This window comes from Gordonia sp. 852002-10350_SCH5691597 (assembly GCF_001665715.1).
Taxonomy (GTDB): domain Bacteria; phylum Actinomycetota; class Actinomycetes; order Mycobacteriales; family Mycobacteriaceae; genus Gordonia; species Gordonia sputi.
In genome coordinates, this window is record NZ_LZMO01000302.1 from 1 (window position 1) to 1,382 (window position 1,382).

Here is a 1,382-nt window from a genome sequence, read left to right on the forward strand (position 1 = left end):
GCCCGAACCGTTCTACTTCGGCTTCCCCAGCTTCGACGTCAGCTCGATCATCGCGATGATCATCGTCGCGTTGGTCATCATGACCGAGACGACCGGCGACATCGTGGCCGTCGGTGAGATCGTCGACGAGAAGATCACGCCGCAGCGTCTGGCCGACGGCATGCGCGCCGACGGTGCAGGCACCGTGCTTGGCGGCATCTTCAACACATTCCCGTACACCGCGTTCGCGCAGAACGTCGGGCTGGTGGCGATCACCAACGTCAAGTCGCGCCACGTCGCAACGTGCGCGGGCGTCATCCTGGTGATCCTGGGTCTGGTTCCCAAGATGGCCGCGATCATCGAGGGCATTCCTCAGCCCGTGCTCGGTGGTGCGGGCGTGGCGCTGTTCGGCATGGTCGCCGCGAGCGGCGTGCGGACGTTGACCAAGGTGAAGTTCAACAACTCCAACATCCTGGTCGTCGCGATCTCCATCGGCGTCGCGATGCTCACCGAGGCGAGCCTGTCGTACACCAACGACGACAAGATTCCCGTTGCGCTCGATCTCTACGCCAAGTTCCCCGACTGGTTCCAGACCATCTTCCACTCGGGAATCTCGGCGGGAGCCATCTGCGCCATCGTGCTGAACCTGGTCTTCAACTGGCGCAGCACATCTACCGATCCCGTCGATTATCACAACACCGGTGAAATCGACGTCGCTGGCGACAACGTCGGGATCTCGGGGTCCGACGCTCCGCGCGGGGCCGCATTCGATCCGCGCGACGCACTCGCCGCCGCGGACCCGAACACGAGTCCGCAGACGCTACGCATCCTGGCCGACCACGACCCCGGGCTGCATCCGTTCATCGTCACCAACCCGTCGGCACCGAAGGATTTGTGCGACGAGATCAAGGCTCTCGGCGATCCGAAGGTGACGAGCCTGTTCGACAAGTGGGACGACGTCACCGACGGCAAGTTCTCCAGCCGCGGACAGGACACACCGGCCTGAGCTGGGATGGGCCCAGCAGCGGGGACGCTGGAACTACCGCAGCACCTTCTCGATGGCCTTGCCCTTGGCGAGTTCGTCGACCAGCTTGTCGAGGTAGCGGATCTTGCGCATGAGCGGGTCGTCGATCTCCTCGACACGCTTGCCGCAGACGACGCCGGTGATGAGTTCTGCGCGCGGGTTGAGCTGCGCGTCGTCGAAGAAGTCCGCGAAGGTGGTGCCGTCCTCGATGTGACGGGTGAGCGCGGCGTCGTCGAATCCCGTGAGCCAGCAGATGACCTGATCGAGTTCGGCTTTGGTGCGACCCTTGCGCTCCACTTTGGCGACGTAGAGCGGGTAGACGTCGGCGAAGCTCGTAGTGAAGATGCGGCGCATTCCTCGACGGTAACGGGTCGCCGGG

The 1,382-nt window shown here is 64.0% G+C and carries 2 protein-coding genes; one reads left to right on the plus strand and one right to left on the minus strand.

Features of this window, described 5'->3' with window-relative positions:
• On the plus strand, window positions 1–985 hold a 985-nt coding region (locus A5777_RS23135; protein ID WP_331710619.1), incomplete at its 5' end, for a solute carrier family 23 protein.
• Window positions 986–1,018: 33 nt separating this feature from the next.
• On the opposite strand, the gene A5777_RS23140 is transcribed toward A5777_RS23135, so the two are convergent.
• A complete protein-coding gene (locus A5777_RS23140; protein WP_064865058.1) occupies window positions 1,019–1,357 on the minus strand; it encodes a DUF2200 domain-containing protein in 339 nt (112 codons plus the stop codon).
• Window positions 1,358–1,382 lie beyond the last annotated feature (25 nt).

What these genes read in the sequence shown, in the direction of transcription:
- A5777_RS23140 (WP_064865058.1), bottom strand. Translation starts at nt 1,357, where the DNA reads ATGCGCCGCATCTTCACTACGAGCTTCGCCGACGTCTACCCGCTCTAC.